This window comes from Paracoccus ferrooxidans (assembly GCF_029909815.1).
Taxonomy (GTDB): Bacteria; Pseudomonadota; Alphaproteobacteria; order Rhodobacterales; family Rhodobacteraceae; genus Paracoccus; species Paracoccus versutus.
Map to the genome: position 1 here is coordinate 1,543,721 of NZ_CP038198.1, position 18,047 is coordinate 1,561,767.

The window sequence follows — 18,047 nt, forward strand, 5'->3', positions numbered from 1 at the left end:
TTGGGCAGACTCTACATCACAGCGAGGGAACTTCCGGGGGGCAGGTCAAATGAAATAGCCGTCCGCCAGATCGCCTCCCAGCCGGCTGCCGCCTGCCCGCAGATCCGCGCCTTCCAAACTACCAACCGAGACATAGTGCATCACCCGCTCTAATTGACGCTGCGAGACAAGAGGACCCAGTTGCACATTCGGATCGAAGGGGTCACCCACGACGATTCCCTTGCTGAACTCGACCATCCGGGCCAGAAACTCCTCTTGGATGGTGCGCTGGACGAAGATGCGGGTCCCGGCTGAACAGATCTGGCCGGAATTGGTAAAGACACCCATGGCCGCGCCGGGCACCGCCTTGTCGAGATCCGCGTCGGCAAAGATCACGTCGGGCGACTTGCCGCCCAGTTCCACCTGTACACGCTTCATGTTGACCGTAGAGGCCTTGACGATCTCGCGCCCGGTGGCGGTCGAGCCAGTAAAAGCGATGCGATCCACATCGGGATGGGCAGCCAAGGCCGCACCGGCCTCGGCGCCGAGGCCGGTTACGACATTTACCACCCCTTCTGGCACACCGATCTCAGCCAGCAGTTCCGCCATACGCAGCACGGTCAGCGACGCATCCTCGGCGGACTTGATCACCGCCGTGCAACCGGTTGCCAGGGCGCCGCCCACGATTCCCCAGAAGCTGATAAGCGGCCCGTTCCACGGGATGACCCCGCCGACGACACCCACCGGCGCCTTCAGAGTGAGCGTGGTGACATTGCCAGGTAGCGAGTTCGGAATCGTGCTGCCGGTCCAGCTTACCGCCTGCGCAGCAAGGTAGCGGATCATGGCCAGCAAGCCAGCTTTCATGCCACAGGTCCGCGCAATCGGCGCTCCCATATCGAGCGATTCCAGTGTGGCAAGCTCGTCGAAATTTTTCTCCACGACCTCGGCGATTCGCATCATCAGCGTCATCCGCTGTTGCGGAGTGAAACGGCCCCACGGCCCCTCGAATGCACGCCGTGCTGCGGCAACTGCGGCATCGACATCCTCCTTGCGACCGCGCGCAAGTGTAGTCAATACCTTGCCGGTCGCCGGGTTGAATGTCTCGATACTCTCCCCGGAAGCGGATGGCCGCCATGTGCCGTCGATAAAATGCTGCTTGTTTGGATCGGCTAGGAACTGTGGTTGTCCTGCCTTTGTCCTGTTATTCAATTTCTGTTCCTCGCTAGATCTTGTGGTTATCGAGAACGCAGTTCGAGCTGTTCAGGAGCCGCTGTCATCGTGCTCCTGTAAGCCGATACGAAGGGTTTCTGCGCAATAACTATGCCAATGACGACTCAAAGGAAGCCCCACTGCTGCTGCGGCTCGCGAGCGGCCGGAAAGGGTCGGGGATGTCAGCCACGGTCCGTCGCCAGCTTTGCACCCTCTATGCCTTTGGCTGCCTACCCTGGATCAATAGCGGTAGATCGTCTCGTGGCAGACGCGGTGGCGATGGCTCTCAAACCGCGTGCGCCCGGCGATCTGTTCCGGCAACCAGCCTTTCTGCAGGCGGTCGATCGTAGGCGCCGTCTGCCGTGACGCTGCCAATCTCCTGGCCCTCCGGTATCTGGCTGAGAAGGTCGGGCAGCATCAGCGCATCGCCGGTATAGCTCCCGGTGATCTCGACGGCTCGAACCTCCAGCCTTTGCTCGTCTATCCCGAGATGGATCTTGCGCCAGACGCGCCGTTTCGGGCCACCGTGCTTGCGTGCATGCCATTCGCCTTCGCCCTCAACCTTGATGCCGGTGCTGTCGATCAGCAGGTGCAACGGCCCTCCGGAGCCGCGATACGGGATGTCCACGGCGAGCGGCGAGACTGCGTGCTGAAGTCGGGCACCGACCAGCCAAGGCCAGCCAAGCGCAACAAGCTTTCGACGAACCTGGAAACCACCCATCAGGACATCGACGCGGTCGTGGACGTGCATCTGCGCGGCGCGCTGGAGTTCTCGCGCCCGATCATCGCCCGGCAGGCCGAGACCGGCGGCGGCGCCGTCATCTTCACCGCCTCGATGGCCTCCTACATGAGCCTGCCCTATGTGATGGGCTACACGGTCGCCAAGACCGCCCTGCTGGGCGTCGTGTGCGCGCTTTCGGCCGAGTTCGCCGGCCACAACGTCCGGGTGAATGGCATCGCGCCGGGCTGGATCGACACGCCGCTTTATCGCGGGGCGACCGGCACCGATCCGGCCCGCAAGGCCAAGGCGCTCGGCCGGATCCAGATGGGCCGCATCGGCGAGGTCGAGGATGTCGGCTTGTGAACCGGCGTGCAAAATTGACCCCGTAACGGGGTAATCGGCTTCCAAAAATGACCCCCCTTACGCTGATGGTCATGATGCCTCCGAGGCTATCGGGGGGCACAGTGTGGGATGCTGGTTGTGGAGACGATTGCGAAGATCCGCCGGGCGTATTTCCAGGACAAGAAGTCGATCAAGCATATCTGCCGAGAGCTGCGGGTATCGCGGAACACGGTTCGGAAGGTGATCCGGTCCGGCGCAACGGAGATGACTTACGAGCGAACCGTCCAACCGCAGCCGAAGATCGGTCCCTGGAAAGGCAAGCTCGACGAGATGCTGGCGGCGAATGCGCGCAAGCCGAAGCGCGAGCGGCTGACCCGCATCCGGATTTTCGAAGAGCTCAGGGCCCTCGGATATGACGGCGGCTACGACGCGGTCCGACGCTATGCGGCTTCGTGGTCGCAGGCGGAGCAGGAAGCGTCAGCCGCCGCCTATGTGCCACTGAGCTTCGATCCGGGTGAAGCCTACCAGTTCGACTGGAGTCACGAGGTCGTTCTGATCGACGGCGTGACCACCACGGTGAAGGTGGCTCACGTCCGGCTTTGTCATAGCCGGATGCTGTTCGTCCGGGCCTACCCGCGAGAGACGCAGGAAATGGTGTTCGATGCCCATGACAAGGCCTTTGCCTTCTTCGGCGGCGCCTGTGCGCGTGGGATCTACGACAACATGAAGACGGCGGTGGACACGATCTTCGTCGGCCGCGACCGCGCGTATAATCGCCGGTTCCAGCAGATGTGCGGACACTACCTTGTCGATCCCGTCGCCTGCACCCCCGCGTCCGGCTGGGAGAAGGGACAAGTAGAGAACCAGGTTGGCGTTGTCCGGCGGCGGTTCTTCGTGCCGCGGCCGCGCTTCAAGAGCTACGCGGAACTCAACGCCTGGCTTCAGGATCGCTGTATTGCCTGGGCCAAGGCCCATCCGCACCAGGAATTGCGTGATCGGACAATCTGGGACGTGTTCCAGGATGAGCGGGCGAGCCTGGTGCCCTACGTCGGCCCTTTCGACGGATTCCATGCCGTGCCGGCCTCGGTGTCCAAGACCTGCCTCGTTAGGTTCGACAAGAACCGCTACTCGGTCGATGGTCGCGCCGTCGGCCGTCCGGTCGAGATCCGCGCCTATGCCGAGCGGGTCGAGGTCTGGCAGGACGGCAAGATCGTCGGCCGGCACGACCGCGCCTTCGGGCGCGACAAGGCCATCTATGACCCGCTGCACTACATCCCGGTGCTGGCCCGCAAGCCCGGCGCCCTTCGAAACGGCGCTCCCTTCAAGGAATGGGAACTGCCGCCGGCGATACGACGCGTCCAGCGTAAGCTGGGGCGCGTGCCGAACGGTGACCGTCAGATGGTCCAGATCCTGAGCATGATCCCAACGGATGGACTGGAAGCCGTCGAGGCTGCCTGCGTCGAGGCCCTGACCGAAGGCGCCCCGGCGGCATCGGTCGTTCTGAACATCCTGGCCCGACATCGCGAGCCACCACCTCCGTTGACCATCGCCACGCCGGACGCGTTGCGCCTGACCTGCGAGCCCGTGGCCGACTGCAAACGCTACGACAGCCTCAGGAGACCCCGCCATGGAAAGATCACAGGTGCTGGACGCGATGGGCCAGTTGAAGCTCTACGGCATGAAGGCCGCCTACGATGAGATCATCGCCACGGCGGTGAAGCGACAGCACGAACCGCAGCAAATCGTGGGCGACCTGCTGAACGCCGAGATCAGCGAGAAACAAGCTCGCTCGATCAAATACCAGATGACCATCGCCAAGCTGCCCTTGGCCAAGGAAGTCGACGAGTTCAGCTTCGAAGACACGCCCGTAAACGAAACGCTGGTGCGCGATCTGGCCTCCGGAGAGTTCCTCGAGCATCAGCGTAACGTCGTCCTCATCGGCGGCACCGGGACCGGCAAATCCCACCTTGCCGTCAGCATCGCCCGGGCCTGCATCCGCCGTGGCAAGCGCGGCCGCTTCTTCAACGTCGTGGACCTGGTGAACAAGCTGGACGCCGAAGCCCGCGCCGACCGACAGGGACGCACTGCGGATCTCCTGTGCCGCCTCGACTTCCTGATCCTCGACGAGTTGGGATATCTGCCGTTCGCCCAGACGGGTGGCCAGCTCCTGTTCCACCTCATCAGTCGCCTTTACGAACGCACCTCGATCATCGTGACGACGAACCTCGACTTCGGCGAATGGCCGACCGTCTTCGGAGACGCGAAGATGACAACGGCGCTCCTCGACCGACTGACCCATCACTGTGACATCGTCGAGACCGGCAACGAGAGCTGGCGCTTCAAGACGCGGGAATGACCGAGACGCCGCTGGCCCGATCCGGTTGCGCTGTATGGAGGCTACACCGCATCGGGCCAGCTACCCGTGCTGACCAAGCGGGGTCATTATTGGGCGCCGAAAGGGGGTCAAAGTTGCGTGCCGATTGACAGATCTGGCCGGGATTCTGGCGCTGAGCCTGGGTGCGGATCGGTTGAGCGGACAGCAAAAAACCTCCTGCGAACAGGAGGTTGTGCAAAGTGCAGGATTTCTGGTTGCGGGGGCGTGCAACCACCGAGACCAACACTCGCTTGAAGTCTTTGTATAGAAAGAGATAATCGCCTTTCCGGCTACTCTCCGTGAACGCGAGAACCAAGCTCGAACATGGTAGGAGCCGTGACTGGCCTTATTCCTTGACCCTACCCTTCCCGCTCAATCTGTCAATGCCAAGCCGGGCTGCCGACCCGAATGCTACCGGCGCTATCTCTGATTAGCCCGGGCCTGGATTTCACCGCATCGCTCGATGACGGCCTCGAAAGGCGGCGCATCCGCGAGCAGAAGCCCGTCCTCGGTCATGCGCCGGTAATCATCGCCAAGCGCCACCAAGGTATCGCCTTCGGGGACAAGCCGCAGTTGCCCTGCCACGGCCGCACTGTAGTCGATCACCGACCGGTCGGCGGCCTTTTCGGAAAAGAACATCTGCTTATGCGCGGCGACCGCCTGCGCCAGGTCGCGATCAGCCAGCGCGGCATCGGCAAGACCTGCCTCATCCAGCTTGGCCAGATCATACCAATGCCGGGCAAAGCGATCACCGCGAAGGCGGGCCTGAAGGCAGAAGACATGCGCGGCAGTCGCCTTTTCCCAGAATGTCCGCTCGGCATGCATGACCCGTGGTCGGGCTGCGGGAAAGGATACGCCTTCGACAAAGCCGGCAGCATCGCAGGCTATGTCCCGAGGACTCGCCGGCTCACCGGTGGAGCGAGCCCCGAACTCCAGCATCACCGAGGGTGACACGTAGCCCGATCCGCGCCCGGCCGGTTCATAGTCGATGAACAGCTTGTCGCCCTCGATACGGATGGTGCCCGGAACGCCCTCCCTTATCATCGCTTCGGCGATCAAGGGCTGGACATCCTTCACCACCCATTCCGGCAGGCGCTCGCGAACCGCAGCGGACCAGCGCTTCTCCTCGCTCCGGGTTTTCGGCAGGATTTCTTCCCCGTCTCCGACCAGATCGGGCACCAGCCTGCGAATATCATAGGTCAGATCGACATCCTCGGAGAAGCGCTGGATAACGCCATAGGCCTTCGACAGCGAGGTGCCACCCTTGAACACGAGATGCTCGCCGAGCGCGGAGCCGAAAAGGGTCTGCAGCGCCCAGACGACCCAGATATCCTTTTCCAGCAGATGCAGCGGACGACCGGAGCGATCGGCGGCCACGCGCAATGCCTCCCGCCGGTCCTCGGTCGACAGAGTGAAGAAAGCCTCAGCCATGCGCCGCCTTGCTGACGCTTCTGGCAAGCCAGGTCGGGAACTGAGGCGCAGCCGTCACCAGTTCCGCAAACGCGGTCGGCGGCAGTTTTCGTTTCAAGGTACTCAGTGCCAGATCGACCTTTTCAGGCCCGAGCCAGGCCAGAGCGCGAACCGCCTGACCGGCTGGCTTGTCAGCCAAAGCAAGCTGCCAGCGCGGCGCGTGGCGCAATTCGACGACCTGCTTGCCGAGGGGGATCGTCCGGCTGCGCCCCGAAGTCAGATACACCGACCGTATCGGGACCTGGGTGGTCAGGCCGAGTTCGTTCGCGGCCGCCGCACCGCTCGGCACGATCACCTCGCCACGCTGGATCGCCAGTGCCTCGACGGTCTGTTCCACCGAAGGCGCGCGGGTGCCGAACCGGCTGGTGACCGGGCAGAGGTAAAGCCCCCGGCCGGCGCGGATCAACTGCCCACGCTCGGCAAGGCGCGACAAGGCCTGGTCCACCCCTGCCCGGCTGCCAAGATGCAGCAAGCCCTTTGCCGTCAGCGGCGTTCCATCGGGAAGCCGCTCCGCATGCGCCAGAATCTGTTCGGTCAATCGTTGCATGGGTTTTATCTCCTGTCAGGAATATATGCAGTTTTCTGACAGTTTGCAACGAGCGCTCCCGGGATGGGGGCAGGCCGCACCGGCACGGCGAATCTAAGGGTTTACCGATCCGAACTGCCGCTCGAGCCATCCGACGCCGAAGGCGACGATATCCTGCGCGTCGAACAGATGGCAGCGCACGGCGCCGACCATGCCCTCGCGGTGCCGGCCCGTCTCGACATAGGCGCGGGCGATGGTCTCGACCGCATCCGGCCGGCCCTCGACCGCGAAGCAATCGAGGATGCCGTTCGAGTCGAAATCCGTGGCCGCCTCCCAGACCGTCCGGCCATCCGGGCCCAGCATCGGCATCTCGTAGCTGATGCGGCGCTTGCCGGGGATGTCGGCGACGGCCTCGGCATAATGCAGCACGGTCACGGCATCGAGCGGCGCGCCCAGCAGCAGGGTCTTGCCGCCAAGGCGCACGAAGCGTTCCAGCGGCGAGCCTTCGCCCAGGGCCTGCCCCAGCCTATGCGGTTCGACCAGGGTGCCGGCCAGCGGGCCGACCGCGATCATCGAGGCATCCGGGTGGGCGCTGCGCCGCGCCCCCGGCAGCGCCGCAAGGAACCGGTTCAGCAGGCCGAAGCCGCGATAGGTCCCGGCGGTCGAGGGATCGAAGGCGGGCCAGTCGCGGCGCAGATCCTCGTCCATCCGGGCGCCGTTCAGCGTCTCCTCATAGGGCGAGCGGTCCCAGGACGCATATCCCATCACCGTGCCGCCCGGCCCCACGGCATCCAGCAGCGCCTGGGCGACCCCGGCTGCGCCACCCGCGACCGGGCCGAGAGCCTTCAGCGAGGCGTGGACCATCACCAGATCGCCCGGCCGCAGGCCAAGCCGCCGAAGGTCCGCCGTGATCGAGGACTTGCTGCGCATGAGCCTAGGGATTGTCTCTGAACCAGTCGGCGATGGCGGGCATGTCGCGCTCGAACCCGCCGGGGATAAAGACGTTCAGCAGACCGACGCGCTCGGCGGTGCGGTTCCGGAAGTCATGGATCACGCCGGCCGGGATGCGCAGGAACGTCCCTTGCGGCGCGTCCAGCCAGTCCTCCCCGGCCAGGAAGCTGATGGTGCCGGCGATCACGTAGAAGATCTCGTCATTGCCCTCATGCGAATGCGCGCCCGGGCCGTCGGCGCCGGGCTCCAGCCACCATTCCGAGACGCTGTAGTGCGCAGCCGTCTCGTCCTCGTCGGCCTTGAACACCGCCGTCATCCGGCCAAGGGCGTAGCGCCGTCCCTCGCCGGCCGGCAGATGCAGGACGCCCTTGCCGGTGTGATCGTCGCTCATCGCTGCCTCCCGGTGGCTGGTGGAAAGGACCCCGACAGCATAGCCTGCTGAGGCCCCGCTGTCAGGTCCGCCGCTTGGGCCCGGTCCGCGAAACAATCTCCGAGAGCCTTACGTCGCAGCCGAAGCCGCCTTCCCACGACGGACGACCCTCAGCTTTCCGCTGCCGCCACCGCCGCAGAAGAACCGCTCGCCGCCATCGGATTCCAGTCCCGAGACGCCGGTGCCCGGCGGCATCTCCAGCCGTTCCAGCACCGCGCCGGTTGCGGGGTCAATGCGGCGGATGTCGCTTTCCTCGCCCTGCCAGGTGCCGTGCCAGAGCGCGCCGTCGGCCCAGGTCACGCCGGTGACGAAGCGGTCGGAGTCGATGCTGCGCAGCACCTCGCCGGTTTCGGGATCGACCTCGTGGATGCGGCGCCCGCGATGCTGGCCCACCCAAAGCGAACCCTCGGCCCAGGCCAGCCCGGAATTGCCGCCCTCGGGCGCGGGAATGGTCGCCAGAACCGCGCCGCTCTCCGGGTCGATCTTGCGGATGACCGGCCCGGCGATCTGGAACAGATGCGTGCCGTCGAAAGCCGTGCCGGCATCGGTGGGAATCTCCAGCTTCCCCACCAGCTCGCCGCTGTCGGGGTCCAGCGCATTCAGCCGCTCGCCGCTGGCGAACCAGACCTGCCTTCCGTCGAAACTGACGCCATGCACCTCCTCGATTCCCGGAAAGGGGCCGTATTCGCGAATGATTTCAGCCATGCGTTTCATGGGCCCATCCTAGCGCATCGGCAGCGGCGCCGGGAGTAACAAGCCTGTCGGGAAACCCGGCACGCTCCGCGCGATCCAGCGCCGGGCGCGGCCATGGCCGAACCACTCCACCCTGCCGGCCCGCCGCAGTTCCGCCAGCGCGCGCTGCACGCTGCGCGGGCTGACATCCAGCGCCAGGGCCAGCGCCGAGCTCGACCAGGCCTCGCCATCGGCCAGCAGGGCCAGCAGCCCGGCATGGTCACCCTCGACCGGCGGGGCCAGCACGGCGATCCTGCGCCCGCACGGCTCCAGCACGAAGCCCCGGCCGGTCGCGCTGATCCCGGCCAGCGGGGCGAGTTGCCTGCGCAGCCGCCCGATCTCCACCCGCAGCCTGGCGCGATGCGACTCGTCGGCCTGGCGGGCGCGAAAGGCACGCGCGAGCAGGGTTTCGCGCGGCACGTCGCCGGGCCAGGCCTCGGCCAGGGCGCGCAGCAGCGCCATCAGCACCGGCCGCCCGGCCAGCGGCACCAGCGTCGCGCCGCCGCGCAGCAGGTTGCGGCAGGCATCGACCAGCAGCATGTCCGAACCGATCGCCGCCTCGACCCCGGCCAGGTCCAGCAGCACCTCGCGCCCGCTTTCGATCAGCCGCGCGGCCGGGGCGTCGAAGGCGGCGCGCGCCTGTGCGACCTCGGCCGCCAATGCGGCGATGCCTGTCTGATGCGCGGCACGGGCGGCCCGGTCCAGCGCGGCCCGCGCATCGCCGGCCCGGATGCGCCGCATGGCGATGCCCGCGGCGACCAACCAGCCGCCGGGGCGCGACGCCGGGGGCAGCGCGGCGGCATCCAGCGTCTCAAGCACCGCCTCGGCCTGATCGAGACGCCCGGTCAGCAGCAGCAGCCGGGCCTGCAGGTAGCCGGCATGGGCGGCGTTCGCCCGGTCGTCCTGCGCCGCAAGCGCGCCTCGCGCCGTGCCAAGCGCCTGCTCCAGAGCGCCCAGGTCGCGCGTGACCAGCGCGATTTCCGCCGCGGCCAGCCGGCAGCGGGCGCGGGCCGCAGGATCGGCGCTGAACCCCCGCGCGGCGCGGCGCAGCAGGTCCCGCGCCCGGTCGAGATCGCCCAGCTGCGCCATGGCGATGCCGCGCAGCGCCAGAGCCGGCGGATCGTCGCGCAAGGCGACCCGCTTCAGCGCCGTCAGCGCATCCCCCGCCGCCAGCGCCTGCGCAGCCGCCGCAATCCCGTCATGCTTGTTACTCACGCCCGGATGCCGCCCCGTCCTAGAGTCGTTGCTGCAAAGCATCGGACGGGAGGCCCGGAATGACAACGCCCACGGGAAAGCCCGGCGCGGCAGGCTGGCTGGCCCTTGCGGCAGCGCCCTGCTTCGCCGTCATGGCCTGGATCACGGCGGCCTCGCCCGCGCTCTGCCTGTCCGGGCCCGGTCCGCTGCCGCTGTACGGCATGACCATGATGTATCTGCTGATGAGCCTGTTCCACCTGCCGCCCTGGTTGCGGCTGATGGCAGGCCAAGACCCAACCCGGAAAGGAGACTGACCATGACCCAAGCCATCGTTTCCCGCGAGGAATGGCTGGAGGCCCGCAAGGCGCTGCTGGCCCGCGAACGCGACATGACCCACCAGCTCGACGCCCTGCGCGCCGAGCGGCGGCGGATGCCCTGGGTCCGCATCGACAAGCCCTATCGCTTCATGGGGCCCGACGGCGAGGTGACGCTGGGCGACCTGTTCGGGACCCGCAGCCAGCTTGCCATCTATCACTTCATGCTGACGCCGGGTTCGGATCATCTCTGCTCGGGCTGTTCCTTCGTCGTCGACCATGTCGATGCCGCCCGGCAGCATTTTGAGCAGGCCGACCTGGCCTTCGCCGCCGTCTCGCGCGCGCCGGTCCCGCAGATCGAGGAGGTCCGGCGGCGGATGGGCTGGCGCTTTCCCTGGCTGTCCTCGGGAGACGGCGATTTCAACCACGACTTCGGCGTTTCCTTCACCGAGGAGGATCGCGCCGCCGGCCGGGCGATCTACAATTACGGCACGGTGATCAGGAACAGCCCGGACATGTTCGGGGTCAGCATCTTCGTGCGGCAGGACGACGCCATCTTCCACAGCTATTCCACCTATCACCGCGGCGTGGAACTGCTGATGGGCGCGTTCAACTGGCTGGACCTCACCCCCAAGGGCCGCAACGAGAACGGCGCCATGAGCTGGCTCAGGCTGCATGACGAATACTGAGCCGGGCGCAGAGGATCAGGGCGGGCGCTGAGCATCCGGCGCTTAGGACGATGTCAGGGCATCTGTCCGGACGAGGGGCCGGGCGCGGCTGGCCGGGCAAGAATGCCCCTCGATAACCGCGAGCAGGGAAAACAGGTCGCAAGCGGCCAGGGAACATGGCTTGCAGCCCCCGGCTGCCCGCCTTAAATTCCGACCATGATGTTCATGTCTACATTCTTCCCGCTGATCTGACCGGCCCTGCCGCCGGCGCTTTCGCACCATCAGATCGACACGGCGCCCGCGATTGGGGCGCCAAGCGGAGAATGCATGATGACCAATCCCGAACCCACCGGCCTGACCGAGTGTCAGGTCCAGAGCTTCATCGAGGACGGCTTCGTCAGGATCGACGGCGCCTTCCCCACCGACCTCGCCCGGCAATGCCGGGACGAGTTATGGGCAGCTGCGGGCCTCTCGCCCGACCGGCCCGAGGGCTGGACGCGACCCGTCATCCGGATCGCAGCGATGTCCACGCCCGCCTTCGTCCAGGCCGCCAACACCCCGCTGCTGCACCGGGCCTATGACCAGCTTGCCGGGCCGGGGCGCTGGCTTGCGCCGCAGGGCCTCGGCAGCTTCCCGATCCGCTTCCCCTCGCCCATCGCCCCCGGCGACGATGGCTGGCATGTGGACATGAGCTTCGGCGACAGCCCGGATTTCATGGAGTGGCGGGTCAATGTCAAAAGCAGTGGCCGCGCGTTGCTGATGCTGTTCCTGTTCTCGGATGTCGGGCCCGGCGATGCACCGACCCGGATCAGGCAGGGCTCGCATATGGCCATTGCCCGCGAGTTGCTGCCCCATGGGGCGGCAGGCGCGACGCTACGGCAATTGTCGGCGAACGGCTATGCCTCGACCGAGACCTGCCCCGAGGTGCTGGCGACCGGCGCGGCGGGCACGGTCTATCTGTGCCATCCGTTCCTGGTCCATGCCGCACAGCCGCACCGGGGGACAAGACCCCGCTTCATGGCCCAGCCGCCCTTGCTGCCCAAGGGCGAGTTCGACCCGGCCTTGCCGCCCTCGCCCGTCCAGATCGCCATCCGCAGGGCCTGCGGGCTGGCATTCTGAAACCGGCAGGGTCCGGGGCTGCGTCAGATGAGCGACGCCCAGGCATCGGTGACAACACCCTGCGTCTTCCTGGCCCTCTCCATGCCGCCGCCGTCGTTCACCTTGCGACGATGAAAAGACGGCTGCCGTCGCGGATCAGTTCCAGCGCCGCGACGGCTCGGCGGCCGGCAAGCATGCCACGCAAATCCGCGACCGAGGAAACCGGCGTCCGGTTGACGGCGACGATCATGTCGCCGCGGCGCAGGCCGATCCAGGCCGCAAGGCTGTCCGGCTCGACGCTGTCGACCATGATCCCGGCACTGCCCGCCCGGCGCGCCTCCTCCGCCGAGGCGTTGCGCAGCCGGGCGCCATCCAGCGGCGTGCCGGCGAAATCACCGGAGGAGGTCGCATCGGCGGTGATGGTCAGGGCGACCTCCCGCGCATCCCCGTCGCGCCTGACCGTCAGGCGGATGGTGCTGCCGACGGGCGTCAGGCCCAGCCGGTTGCGCAGATGCGTGGCGCCCTGCACCGGGGCGCCGTCGACAGCGGTCACCACGTCCCCCGCCTTCAGCCCCGCCTTCTCGGCGGGCGAGCCGGGCTCGACATTCGCGATCACCGCGCCGTGGATGCCGCCCAGCTCCAGCGCCTCGGCCAGGTCGGGCGTCAGGTCGTGCATGCCGATGCCCAGCCTGCCGCGCCGCACCTCGCCGTGCTCGATCAGCTGCCGCATCACGGCGACGGCCATGTTGCTGGGCACCGCGAAGCCGATGCCGATATTGCCCCCTGCCGGGGTCAGGATGGCGGTGTTGATGCCGACCAGCCGGCCGTCCAGCGTCACCAGCGCGCCGCCCGAATTGCCCGGATTGATCGAGGCGTCGGTCTGGATGAAATCCTCATAGCCCTCGCGGCTGATGCCGCTGCGCCCCAGCGCGCTGACGATGCCCGAGGTCACCGTCTGGCCCAGGCCGAAGGGGTTGCCGATGGCGGCGACGAAGTCGCCGACCTGAAGGCGGTCGGAATCGCCGATCTCCAGCGCGACCAGATCCTCGGCCTCGATCCGCAGCAGGGCGATTTCCGTGGCCTGGTCGGCGCCGACGAGCTCGGCCCGGAACTGGCGCCCGTCCTTCAGGGTGACGCTGATCGCGCTGGCCTCGGCGACGACGTGATGGTTGGTCAGCACATAGCCGTTTTCGGCATCGACGATCACGCCGGAGCCGGCGCTCATCTGCCGCCGCATCGGCGGGTCGGGAAGATCGAAGAAACGGCGGAAATAGGGATCGTTGTAAAGCGGGTTCGATACCGCCGGCGTTTCCGAGACCACCGCGATATTGACCACCGCCGGGGTCACGCGCGACAGCATCGGGGCGATGGTGGGAATACCGCCCCCAGCCTCGGGCATGGGCTGCCCGACAGCCGCTTGGGGCGGCGCGACCAGCGCCAGGATCGTGCACAGCGTGATGACGGCCGCGCGCAGTCGGGGGATTTTCATCGACATCGGCAATCTCCGTTTGATCGGTGGTGATTTCCTTTCTCGCCCGAGACCAGACGGAGAACAAGAAAACGGCCCGGCGGGTTGCCGGGCCGTTCGGGACGTCACGCTGTCGAATAGGGCCGGTCGCCGCCCGACCACAGGCTGACGCCCGCCAGGATCGCGACGACCAGACCGGCGATCACATGCACCCACATCGCCGCCGCGAGGGTCGCGAAGCCCAGAACCCAGGGCGCGATCACCGCCCAGAGGCCAAGGGCGGCATTGGCCCATTCCTCAAGCCTGTGGAACGCGAAGAGCGCGGCCAGCGCGATCAGCGTCATCGCGGCCCCGACGAGCCAGGCGTTCCACGCCGCGGCGGTCTCGGCCGCGAAGCCGAGATACCAGGGCGACAGCAGAAGACCGAGACCGGCAACGACATTGGCGATGTCGAATGCCGTCCGGCGATCGAGAGACAGGGATTTCAGCATCGTTCACTCCTCCTTGTCGGTTGCTTGGTGATCCCGTCAATGGACCTTCCCCTGCGGGGGAAGGCTGGATGCGGCGGCGGTTGTCGCCGCCGCGATGGCTCAGCCCTTGATGGCGATGCGCTTGACCTGCGACTGCGCCTTTTCCGTCTTGGGCAGGGTCACGGTCAGCACGCCGTTCCTGAAATGCGCATCGACCTCGTCCTCGCGGATCTCGGCGCCCAGCGGGATACGGCGCTCGAAACGGCCGTAAAAGCGTTCCGAGAATTGCCGGTCCTTATCCTCGACCTCCGAGCGTTTCTCGCCCTTCAGCGTCAGCACGCCGTCATCCAGCAGGACTTCGATGTCCTTCTCGTCAAGGCCCGGCACCTCGGCCGTCACCCTGATCTCCTTCTCGTTGTCGGAGATCTCGACGCTCGGCCAGCCGCCGCCAAAGGCAGGGACCGTGCCGACCGCGGGCAGGCCGAAGCCGCGGAAGACGTCGTCGAACAGCCGGTTCACCTCGCGATGCAGCGACAGGAAGGGATCGCGGTCGCCGTCGCGGAAGGCGGTGGGAAGCTGGTTGCCGCCATTGCGGTTCCAGGGGATCAGATCTCGGACATTCATGGTTTTCCTCCTTCATGGCAACAGGTTGCCGGAAACGCCGGGCGCTGCCCGGCGGCCGGCGGGGATCGTGCGGTGACAGGGCCTCAGGCGGCCTGCTTGCCGGTCTCGACCTGCTGCGGCTGGGATTTGGGCAGGGCCTTGCCCGGGGCGATCTCGATCCGGCGCGGCTTCATCTCTTCGGGGATCTCGCGCCGCAGGTCGATCGTCAGCAGCCCGTTCAGCAGTTCGGCGCCGGTCACCCTGACATGATCGGCGAGTTGGAAGCGCCGGCGGAAGCTGCGCTCGGCAATGCCGCGATGCAGATACTCGCCCTTGTCCTCGCCAGCCTTGCGGCCGGTCACCGTCAGAACGGTCCGTTCCTGCGTGATGGCCAGTTCGTCGGGCGAGAAGCCCGCCACCGCCATGGTGATGCGATAGTCGTCCCCGCCGGTCCTGGCGATGTCATAGGGCGGCCAGTTGTCGACCGTCTCGACCCGGCTTGCCGCTTCCAGCGCGTTCAGCATCCGGTCGAAACCGATGCTCGACCGGTAGAGAGGGGAAAAGTCGAAAGTGGTTCTCATAGCCACATCCTCCGTTGAGCAACATGGATACAAGTCTTTCGCCGTGCGGTGCCGTTGCATCCGCCCCGGCATGCCGGCCCCGTTCGAGGCTTCCGGCGATCCACGATTTAGGGCGAGGAAATGGCGGTTCAAGGGGATGAAAGCGCCGCGAATGCGGCCTCTTTCGTGCGCCCGGAAAGCCCCTGTCTGGCTGATAAAAGGCACAGGAAAAGCGCGGGAGACTGTCCGCCGTCAAGCCGGCTAGCGCTGGCCTAAAAAAAGATGAATATCCCCTGCATCCCGTCCAATCGGAATCATGGGAAATGGATCGAGACATCTTCGCGCAACGTTTCGGCCGTAGTGAGAGTCGGCGTTACAGCGAAGAAAGCAGGTGCCCCCGCGCATCCGCTATTTCTTGCGTTTTTTCGCAGGCACGCCGGTGGCGGCGTCTGCCGCCTCTTTCGCCAACCGTGCAGCCTTGAGGGATGCCGTCAGCTCGCTCCTCTTGCGGGCCTGTTCATCGACGATGAGCTTCGCCTCGGAAGTGGTGCGATCCATCGCCGTCAGGGGCGCAGGGTCGCGGAAAAGGTTTCTCGCCTTGGCCAACATACGGGTCTCCCGAAGGGGTTCAGCCCGGCCAGATGGCCAGGCTGTTCGACAGGATCAGGCGAGCGCCAGCCTGCTGGCCGATTCGCGACCATCGCGGCCCGACTCGATTTCGAAGGTCACGGCCTGACCATCCGCAACGCTGTTAAGCCCGGCCCGCTCGAGGGCCGAGATGTGCAGAAACACGTCCTTGCCGCCATGCTCGGGCGCGATGAAGCCGAAGCCCTTGGCGGCGTTGAACCATTTCACGGTGCCATTGGCCATCGTGATATCTCCTTGTGGATTTGTCGCTCGCGGAATGCAGCAACCCGGCCCGGTCAGTTCAAAAGCAGACTGAAGCCGAAAGGAGACAGGATGCAGAGAGAAGCAACGTAGCGCCCCCTGTATGCGCCTTCGCGCCGGATAAAGCAAAACATTCTTGCATCGCATTTGTCCGATGCCTCAATCAATGGAGCCAAACCTGGCTATTTTCCACTTGGCCAGACAAGAATTCCCGGAATCGCTCGAAAACCGATTGATCTGAGAATTTTCGACTGGAACCCGACCATGAGAATGGTGGGACATTATCTTCTGCCCCCATCTTCGGACGCACCTATAGCGTATACCTACTAAGCGCAGGGTTGGCTTGTACGCCAAGGGCATCGGAATATCCGAGGCACTCGAAAGTCCCGGTAGCTTATCTTTCTTGCGATAGCTCTTGGCCGAGGCCCCACAGCCTGTTCAGGATCGACCAGCTGGCTTTCGGCTGGTCACTCTGCGGAGCATTTCCATTCCCGCACAGGCACCGCCATAGCAGGACCAACCCCGGTCTCAGATCGTCGCCATGCAAGCGGACAAGGGACGTGCGGATTGTGCGATCGAGGTTTCGGGCACGAAACCGGCAGCTTTTGCAGCAGCGATGAAAGCCCGTCGCGCCGATCCCACCGATACAAGGCAGTGCAGGGCGGCATCCAGCTGCTCCAGCGCATGGTGCTGGGCCGTATTGGAAACCGGCCACCTCCTGCGGAGCCAGTATCTCGCCTGCTCGATCGTGCTGAACTTCTGCACTTCGCCGGCAGACGAAATGACGAATGAAAGGGGCGTACCCCAGTGAATTTCCATAATGAAACTTTTCTGTCGGAACGGTCGGAATGGCGGGCAACGCATGCCCACCCTCCTCAAGGAAAAGCGGAGACGGCATGAAGCCTACCCCGCCTGTATTACCCTTCGGCGCTGCTCTCAGGAGAGAACGAGATTCGTTGCCGATTCCCGGCCATTGCGGTCACGCTCGATATCATAGGCGATCGCCTGGCCATCGTTCAAATGATGGATGCCGGCGCGCTCGAGCGCGGAAATATGGATGAAGACATCCTTCGAGCCCGTTTCCGGGGCAATGAAGCCGAAGCCTTTATTGGAGTTGAACCATTTCACGGTGCCATTGGCCATCGTGCTGTTCCTTTCAAAAATGCCGCTCACACAGTGCAGCGGCCCGGCAAAGCTGAAGATCGAAGCTGAGCCGCAAGGAACAGGGTCCGAAAACAAGAGATGCAGATCCTATATAGGTCATGCCGGCTGAGTTTACGAGGAAATTCCGGGAATCACGCGATCCCGGCCCATTACCCGTTGTTCGGCAAGGAAAGAATTGGCGACCCGCATCGACGGAAAATCCGGAGAAACGCCGTTTTTACCGCAAACTGCAAGTCTCAGCTTTCGTGCTGTTCCTTGCCGCCCAGTTCCCTGGCGTTCGTTTCCGCTATCGTCTCATGCAGCCGCGAATGGGCGGATTGCCATGCATCGAGCGCGCCCACGGCCTGGTCGAGCGCCTTTCTGTCCGGCCCATCGAATTGGGGAGCCGCCTCCTTGATCGCCCAGTAGAGCCGGCGCACCACCGGGGTCATCCGCTCCAGCCAGGCCAGGACATCCCTCAGGCTCTGCTCCTTGCCGCCGGGGTTGGAATAGACCCCGCCCTGGAGGCCCTGCAGTTCCAGCTCGCTCAAGCGGAGCTCGATATCGCTCAGCCGTTCCCTGATATCTCTGTCGCTGTTCTCGACCAATGAGACCATTTTCGCCCCTTCCCTTTATGCGGTCGCTCCTCTTGGGCCTGCCGGCCCATCGATCACGCCTGATCGGTCGTCGGATCGTCCATGCCGCTCGCGGCACGAATCAGCATGCCGCGCTCGTTCCCGTCCCTTTTCCGACGCCGGCGCGCTCCTGCATCATGCTGCGGCTCGGGTCGTTTCTCGGGGGTGCTGGCGATGTCTGCGGAATCCACGGTCTGGGTCTCCCTGTTGCCGGACGAAAAAATTCGAACAGGAATGGCTGATATGGGGTGTCAGGGGGCTGCAGGCCATAG

The 18,047-nt window shown here is 65.5% G+C and carries 22 protein-coding genes and 1 pseudogene; 6 read left to right on the plus strand and 17 right to left on the minus strand.

Going from position 1 to position 18,047, the window contains the following annotated elements:
• Positions 1-45: 45 nt before the first annotated feature.
• Complete coding sequence (locus E3U26_RS07720; RefSeq protein WP_499104706.1) at positions 46-1,188, minus strand: aldehyde dehydrogenase family protein; 1,143 nt, start codon at positions 1,186-1,188, stop codon at positions 46-48.
• Positions 1,189-1,477: 289 nt separating this feature from the next.
• A pseudogene (locus tag E3U26_RS07725) lies at positions 1,478-1,893 on the minus strand (transposase); the annotation flags it as partial.
• A gap of 40 nt (positions 1,894-1,933) precedes the next feature.
• Between E3U26_RS07725 and E3U26_RS07730 the strand changes: the two are divergent.
• The 3 genes from E3U26_RS07730 (at position 1,934) to istB (ending at position 4,607) form a co-directional block, all read left to right on the plus strand.
• The gene (locus E3U26_RS07730) at positions 1,934-2,272 is read left to right on the plus strand and encodes an SDR family NAD(P)-dependent oxidoreductase (RefSeq protein ID WP_499105787.1); all 339 of its coding nucleotides are present in this window, start codon (positions 1,934-1,936) and stop codon (positions 2,270-2,272) included.
• A 108-nt stretch (positions 2,273-2,380) separates the two neighbouring features.
• Positions 2,381-3,949, plus strand: coding sequence for an IS21 family transposase (istA, locus tag E3U26_RS07735; RefSeq protein ID WP_028717560.1), 1,569 nt, complete (start codon positions 2,381-2,383; stop codon positions 3,947-3,949).
• Positions 3,879-4,607, plus strand: coding sequence for an IS21-like element ISPkr1 family helper ATPase IstB (istB, locus tag E3U26_RS07740; protein ID WP_024843951.1), 729 nt, complete (start codon positions 3,879-3,881; stop codon positions 4,605-4,607). Before istA ends, istB begins: the two co-directional genes overlap by 71 nt.
• A 438-nt stretch (positions 4,608-5,045) precedes the next feature.
• On the opposite strand, the gene E3U26_RS07745 is transcribed toward istB, so the two are convergent.
• From E3U26_RS07745 to E3U26_RS07770, 6 genes are all read right to left on the minus strand, one after another.
• Positions 5,046-6,056: a nucleotidyl transferase AbiEii/AbiGii toxin family protein gene (locus E3U26_RS07745; RefSeq protein WP_499104707.1), complete on the minus strand. Its 1,011-nt coding sequence runs from the start codon at positions 6,054-6,056 to the stop codon at positions 5,046-5,048.
• A complete protein-coding gene (locus E3U26_RS07750; protein ID WP_499104708.1) occupies positions 6,049-6,642 on the minus strand; it encodes a DUF6088 family protein in 594 nt (197 codons plus the stop codon). The genes E3U26_RS07745 and E3U26_RS07750 overlap by 8 nt, the downstream gene beginning before the upstream one ends.
• 93 nt (positions 6,643-6,735) lie before the next feature.
• The gene (gene aac(3) / locus E3U26_RS07755; RefSeq protein WP_499104709.1) at positions 6,736-7,551 is read right to left on the minus strand and encodes an AAC(3) family N-acetyltransferase; all 816 of its coding nucleotides are present in this window, start codon (positions 7,549-7,551) and stop codon (positions 6,736-6,738) included.
• Positions 7,552-7,555: 4 nt separating this feature from the next.
• Complete coding sequence (locus E3U26_RS07760; RefSeq protein WP_499104710.1) at positions 7,556-7,963, minus strand: cupin domain-containing protein; 408 nt, start codon at positions 7,961-7,963, stop codon at positions 7,556-7,558.
• A 108-nt stretch (positions 7,964-8,071) separates the two neighbouring features.
• Positions 8,072-8,716, minus strand: coding sequence for a Vgb family protein (locus tag E3U26_RS07765; RefSeq protein ID WP_499104711.1), 645 nt, complete (start codon positions 8,714-8,716; stop codon positions 8,072-8,074).
• Positions 8,717-8,725: 9 nt separating this feature from the next.
• Positions 8,726-9,949 (minus strand): helix-turn-helix domain-containing protein, encoded by a 1,224-nt coding sequence (locus tag E3U26_RS07770; RefSeq protein WP_499104712.1) that lies wholly within the window; start codon positions 9,947-9,949, stop codon positions 8,726-8,728.
• Positions 9,950-10,008: 59 nt separating this feature from the next.
• Between E3U26_RS07770 and E3U26_RS07775 the strand changes: the two genes are divergently transcribed.
• From E3U26_RS07775 to E3U26_RS07785, 3 genes are all read left to right on the plus strand, one after another.
• Positions 10,009-10,242 (plus strand): hypothetical protein, encoded by a 234-nt coding sequence (locus E3U26_RS07775; protein WP_214273065.1) that lies wholly within the window; start codon positions 10,009-10,011, stop codon positions 10,240-10,242.
• A 2-nt stretch (positions 10,243-10,244) separates the two neighbouring features.
• Positions 10,245-10,931: a DUF899 domain-containing protein gene (locus tag E3U26_RS07780; RefSeq protein WP_499104714.1), complete on the plus strand. Its 687-nt coding sequence runs from the start codon at positions 10,245-10,247 to the stop codon at positions 10,929-10,931.
• A gap of 306 nt (positions 10,932-11,237) precedes the next feature.
• Positions 11,238-12,029 (plus strand): phytanoyl-CoA dioxygenase family protein, encoded by a 792-nt coding sequence (locus E3U26_RS07785; RefSeq protein WP_214273067.1) that lies wholly within the window; start codon positions 11,238-11,240, stop codon positions 12,027-12,029.
• Positions 12,030-12,126: 97 nt separating this feature from the next.
• Here E3U26_RS07785 and E3U26_RS07790 read toward each other — a convergent pair whose 3' ends face one another.
• The 9 genes from E3U26_RS07790 to E3U26_RS07830 all read right to left on the minus strand — a co-directional run bounded on the left by E3U26_RS07790 (position 12,127) and on the right by E3U26_RS07830 (position 17,757).
• Positions 12,127-13,503 carry a DegQ family serine endoprotease gene (locus tag E3U26_RS07790; protein ID WP_499104715.1) on the minus strand — a complete coding sequence of 459 codons (1,377 nt, stop codon included), beginning with the start codon at positions 13,501-13,503 and terminating at the stop codon, positions 12,127-12,129.
• Positions 13,504-13,601: 98 nt separating this feature from the next.
• Positions 13,602-13,967, minus strand: a complete 366-nt coding sequence (locus E3U26_RS07795; protein WP_011749415.1) for an SPW repeat protein — start codon at positions 13,965-13,967, stop codon at positions 13,602-13,604.
• A 99-nt stretch (positions 13,968-14,066) separates the two neighbouring features.
• Positions 14,067-14,570 carry an Hsp20/alpha crystallin family protein gene (locus tag E3U26_RS07800; protein ID WP_011749414.1) on the minus strand — a complete coding sequence of 168 codons (504 nt, stop codon included), beginning with the start codon at positions 14,568-14,570 and terminating at the stop codon, positions 14,067-14,069.
• Positions 14,571-14,653: 83 nt separating this feature from the next.
• Entirely contained in the window at positions 14,654-15,130 is a 477-nt protein-coding gene (locus tag E3U26_RS07805) for an alpha-crystallin domain-containing protein (RefSeq protein ID WP_499104716.1), read from the minus strand.
• Positions 15,131-15,517: 387 nt separating this feature from the next.
• The gene (locus tag E3U26_RS07810; protein WP_011749412.1) at positions 15,518-15,718 is read right to left on the minus strand and encodes a hypothetical protein; all 201 of its coding nucleotides are present in this window, start codon (positions 15,716-15,718) and stop codon (positions 15,518-15,520) included.
• A gap of 54 nt (positions 15,719-15,772) precedes the next feature.
• Positions 15,773-15,979, minus strand: coding sequence for a cold-shock protein (locus E3U26_RS07815; protein ID WP_011749411.1), 207 nt, complete (start codon positions 15,977-15,979; stop codon positions 15,773-15,775).
• Positions 15,980-16,525: 546 nt separating this feature from the next.
• Entirely contained in the window at positions 16,526-16,816 is a 291-nt protein-coding gene (locus E3U26_RS07820; protein WP_010400435.1) for a DUF982 domain-containing protein, read from the minus strand.
• A 117-nt stretch (positions 16,817-16,933) separates the two neighbouring features.
• Positions 16,934-17,140, minus strand: a complete 207-nt coding sequence (locus E3U26_RS07825; protein WP_011749408.1) for a cold-shock protein — start codon at positions 17,138-17,140, stop codon at positions 16,934-16,936.
• Positions 17,141-17,397: 257 nt separating this feature from the next.
• Positions 17,398-17,757: a hypothetical protein gene (locus tag E3U26_RS07830; protein WP_011749407.1), complete on the minus strand. Its 360-nt coding sequence runs from the start codon at positions 17,755-17,757 to the stop codon at positions 17,398-17,400.
• Positions 17,758-18,047: the final 290 nt, after the last annotated feature.

Bases quoted from the DNA above. Each gene is read 5' to 3' on its own strand.
- istA (WP_028717560.1), top strand. From the start codon at position 2,381: ATGCTGGTTGTGGAGACGATTGCGAAGATCCGCCGGGCGTATTTCCAG.
- istB (WP_024843951.1), top strand. From the start codon at position 3,879: ATGGAAAGATCACAGGTGCTGGACGCGATGGGCCAGTTGAAGCTCTAC.
- E3U26_RS07745 (WP_499104707.1), bottom strand. From the start codon at position 6,056: ATGGCTGAGGCTTTCTTCACTCTGTCGACCGAGGACCGGCGGGAGGCA.
- E3U26_RS07750 (WP_499104708.1), bottom strand. From the start codon at position 6,642: ATGCAACGATTGACCGAACAGATTCTGGCGCATGCGGAGCGGCTTCCC.
- E3U26_RS07760 (WP_499104710.1), bottom strand. From the start codon at position 7,963: ATGAGCGACGATCACACCGGCAAGGGCGTCCTGCATCTGCCGGCCGGC.
- E3U26_RS07765 (WP_499104711.1), bottom strand. From the start codon at position 8,716: ATGAAACGCATGGCTGAAATCATTCGCGAATACGGCCCCTTTCCGGGA.
- E3U26_RS07775 (WP_214273065.1), top strand. From the start codon at position 10,009: ATGACAACGCCCACGGGAAAGCCCGGCGCGGCAGGCTGGCTGGCCCTT.
- E3U26_RS07780 (WP_499104714.1), top strand. From the start codon at position 10,245: ATGACCCAAGCCATCGTTTCCCGCGAGGAATGGCTGGAGGCCCGCAAG.
- E3U26_RS07785 (WP_214273067.1), top strand. From the start codon at position 11,238: ATGATGACCAATCCCGAACCCACCGGCCTGACCGAGTGTCAGGTCCAG.
- E3U26_RS07790 (WP_499104715.1), bottom strand. From the start codon at position 13,503: ATGTCGATGAAAATCCCCCGACTGCGCGCGGCCGTCATCACGCTGTGC.
- E3U26_RS07795 (WP_011749415.1), bottom strand. From the start codon at position 13,967: ATGCTGAAATCCCTGTCTCTCGATCGCCGGACGGCATTCGACATCGCC.
- E3U26_RS07800 (WP_011749414.1), bottom strand. From the start codon at position 14,570: ATGAATGTCCGAGATCTGATCCCCTGGAACCGCAATGGCGGCAACCAG.
- E3U26_RS07805 (WP_499104716.1), bottom strand. From the start codon at position 15,130: ATGAGAACCACTTTCGACTTTTCCCCTCTCTACCGGTCGAGCATCGGT.
- E3U26_RS07810 (WP_011749412.1), bottom strand. From the start codon at position 15,718: ATGTTGGCCAAGGCGAGAAACCTTTTCCGCGACCCTGCGCCCCTGACG.
- E3U26_RS07815 (WP_011749411.1), bottom strand. From the start codon at position 15,979: ATGGCCAATGGCACCGTGAAATGGTTCAACGCCGCCAAGGGCTTCGGC.
- E3U26_RS07820 (WP_010400435.1), bottom strand. From the start codon at position 16,816: ATGGAAATTCACTGGGGTACGCCCCTTTCATTCGTCATTTCGTCTGCC.
- E3U26_RS07825 (WP_011749408.1), bottom strand. From the start codon at position 17,140: ATGGCCAATGGCACCGTGAAATGGTTCAACTCCAATAAAGGCTTCGGC.
- E3U26_RS07830 (WP_011749407.1), bottom strand. From the start codon at position 17,757: ATGGTCTCATTGGTCGAGAACAGCGACAGAGATATCAGGGAACGGCTG.